This is a genomic window from Chamaesiphon polymorphus CCALA 037, assembly GCF_003003845.1.
Taxonomy (GTDB): Bacteria; Cyanobacteriota; Cyanobacteriia; order Cyanobacteriales; family Chamaesiphonaceae; genus Chamaesiphon; species Chamaesiphon polymorphus.
In genome coordinates this window covers 1-2,741 of sequence record NZ_PVWO01000644.1, presented here as the reverse complement: position 1 = coordinate 2,741, position 2,741 = coordinate 1, and the positions used below count along the sequence as shown (strand labels likewise).

The window sequence follows — 2,741 nt, the reverse complement described above, 5'->3', positions numbered from 1 at the left end:
CTTGGCTCTGAGTAGCTGAATTAGTAGCTGTAACTGCTTTCCAACCTGGATTTTAGCCTTTATTCCGCAACCCCTAGGGGTTGCGGATGAATCGAAGCAAGTCTTAATTGGTAGGGTATCATCAGAGTCAGCTAGAGCCAATCAACTAGATAAATTTCCAATTGAAGCAGTTGGTAGTACGAAATATTTATCCATATCGAGATCGACGCTCGAATTTCATCCACCCTTTGCTTTAGAAAACGATGTCGATACGGTATTTGCTAGTGCAGATAAGGTACTTAGCGAACTGGAAAACTCGATTCCCAATGACAAACGGATGCAGTATGCGTCTGCTGCATGGCATTCCAGCGCGGGGATGGGCATGGCTACCAAAATCTTTGCCAATGAAATCAGCCAACACCTAGATAGCGTACCGCCGATCGCGCTCAATCGTCCCACCCTCAATGCACTTCAGTTGCGGGATGGATCTGAGTTGGCAATTAGATTTGAGCGGGATTTACGTATGAGTGCGATCTCGCCAGATGGCAGCACGATCGATTTGGGCTTGAGTACTTACGGGGATTCACCGCTGCTTACCCCTGGCACGGTGGTAGCTGCGAAAATCGTTCGACCCCTCGATCCCAAAATCCACATCCACACCGAGATAGGAACATTCGTCGTCAATCCTGCCCCCACTATTAGCAAGATTCAGATTGAAGACTTCTCCGGTAAGTTCGCATTCGAGCGTCGGGGCAAAGAGATTTCCGTCGATTATCTTGGTTCTGGGGGACGGCGCATACCGATCGGAGTACTGGGGAGAGAGTTAATCAATAAAGAGTCCAAAGCCAAGCTCAACAGTGGCACCCATCTACTCAAAGGCACTCTATCGCGTGGCTCGAACGAGAAAATTCTAGAAATTCAAGTCCAAAGCCTCATCGACCATCAGCCCGTCGCTAGCATCGATCGCGGGGAACTCATCCCACTACCACAGCAATCTACACCACTTGAGCGGAGCGATCCAGCCCTTTCATCAGAGCGACGCTACTTGCCAACAGCAGGAGAGCTGCGGTACCTCTATGGTACTGCGGAGTTGACTGGAGATGTTGCGAAGATGGCAGAGATAAAGAGATTGGGAGTACTGCTTAATGACGTTTACCCCGATGGCGATCGCGCACCGGATGATTTTGCTCATTGGGCTGTAGAAATTCCCGTGCCCGAACAAGAAGTAACTCAAACTCTCTCTAAATCGACAGAGCGAGAACCTACTGTAATCGTACCCGTTAACAAAGCCAAGAATTCTGTAGTAATAGATCGATCGCCAACCGAACATATCGAGCGAGCGATGTGACACTTCAGACCGCAGAAGATTGTCACTTTGTCAGCTATCCCTGACTACATCCCCAATTTTAGAGCGACGCAGGCGATTACCTAACGGTAGGCTACGCCAACGAAGGAGGTCGAGCGGGAATTTTTATCGTCAGTATCGTCAGACAACCTCGAAACCCGCTCGTGCTCTGCCGTTCGATTGCTGACGATATTTTCAGCTTTATCGTCAGCACTTGAAATATCGTCGGCAATATCGTCAGTAGTATCAAGATCGTCAGCCATATCGTCAGCCCTAAGAGCGTTACCCTGACTAAGTTCTGGCGAATGCAGATGCTCTGCTGACGATACTGACGATAAATTTACCACTTTCTCTAACACGATCGTCTGAGTTTTCGCTTTTCCAATTCAATCCTCTCGGATATCGATCCCCAGAGCCTTGAGAGTGAGCGATTACCTTGCGGCGCGGCTACGCCAAAGAGGTTTGTTACGCTCGAACATCCCCGATTGCCAGAGGAGTTAACTAATTTATTGAGCGGCATAGCCGCATCTAAACGAGGTAGCGCAAGTGAAATTGCGCTACCTCGCTTATTTATCTGGAGGAATTATGGACATCGAAGCCGATTTACTCGCCGAACAGCCGCTCGAATCCACAGAATATTTGCAATTCTTGGAAGAATTAATGCTCGAAACTCGCGAGTCATGTCATAACGATCTCCAAGATTATTATCATTCTGACCCTCAGTATTAATCGCTATTTATTTATTTTTGATCGCAAAAAAACAACCGAGGGTGCGCCAACTCTCTGTTGTCACCAAAACTCCCGCATCGTTTATCTGCGCCGCGATGCCGATGCCTATTATTGCGATCGGCTAGTTGGTACGCGGCCTGCTAAGGCAGCGCTTACGCTATCGCCAGATCCTTATTGGTTGGCACTGCATTTAATTCATCCCGACTACTTGTATCGAGTCCCTGATGAGATCGTCACCGATCGCTCGTCACCGAATATTTCTAGTTTTTTGGCAGATTCTAGTAATTACTAGAATCTGTCAGCTTTTTCTTGTCGATCTTGAGAAAGCCATCGGCAACGCCGAATTTAGATGAGCTTTAAGTAGCTCATATCAATCTTTAGACCTCCAGGAGAAACCAATATGTTAGATCGTCTAATTTCTGCCTACCACCACTTCATTTGTTTGCGTTCTGGTGAGTTTGAATCCCGTCAATTTTCAGTTAGTGAAGCAATTATTGAGGTTTACTACGAGTTTTTTGCCTAAAATTATCGACTCTCTCGCCTGCTCGCAGATCCCTCGATTTGCGAGCTATTTTTTGTGCGTTCTCGGCAGAGCCGAATCCCTTTGACCGATCGATTATCTTTAATAGTTTTTATCATGACTAATCCTCAACTCGTCCGCGATCGCTTTGCCTCACCCGAATATTGT

The 2,741-nt window shown here is 47.2% G+C and carries 4 protein-coding genes; 3 read left to right on the top strand and 1 reads right to left on the bottom strand.

Features of this window, described 5'->3' with window-relative positions; genetic code table 11:
* Positions 1-316: 316 nt before the first annotated feature.
* Positions 317-1,327 (top strand): hypothetical protein, encoded by a 1,011-nt coding sequence (locus tag C7B77_RS27675; protein WP_181244059.1) that lies wholly within the window; start codon positions 317-319, stop codon positions 1,325-1,327.
* Between the two features lie 80 nt (positions 1,328-1,407).
* On the opposite strand, the gene C7B77_RS27670 is transcribed toward C7B77_RS27675, so the two are convergent.
* Entirely contained in the window at positions 1,408-1,683 is a 276-nt protein-coding gene (locus C7B77_RS27670) for a hypothetical protein (protein WP_146138566.1), read from the bottom strand.
* Positions 1,684-1,870: 187 nt separating this feature from the next.
* Between C7B77_RS27670 and C7B77_RS29460 the strand changes: the two genes are divergently transcribed.
* Positions 1,871-2,053 carry a hypothetical protein gene (locus C7B77_RS29460; RefSeq protein WP_146138565.1) on the top strand — a complete coding sequence of 61 codons (183 nt, stop codon included), beginning with the start codon at positions 1,871-1,873 and terminating at the stop codon, positions 2,051-2,053.
* Between the two features lie 400 nt (positions 2,054-2,453).
* The gene (locus tag C7B77_RS31580; RefSeq protein WP_281261399.1) at positions 2,454-2,576 is read left to right on the top strand and encodes a hypothetical protein; all 123 of its coding nucleotides are present in this window, start codon (positions 2,454-2,456) and stop codon (positions 2,574-2,576) included.
* Positions 2,577-2,741 lie beyond the last annotated feature (165 nt).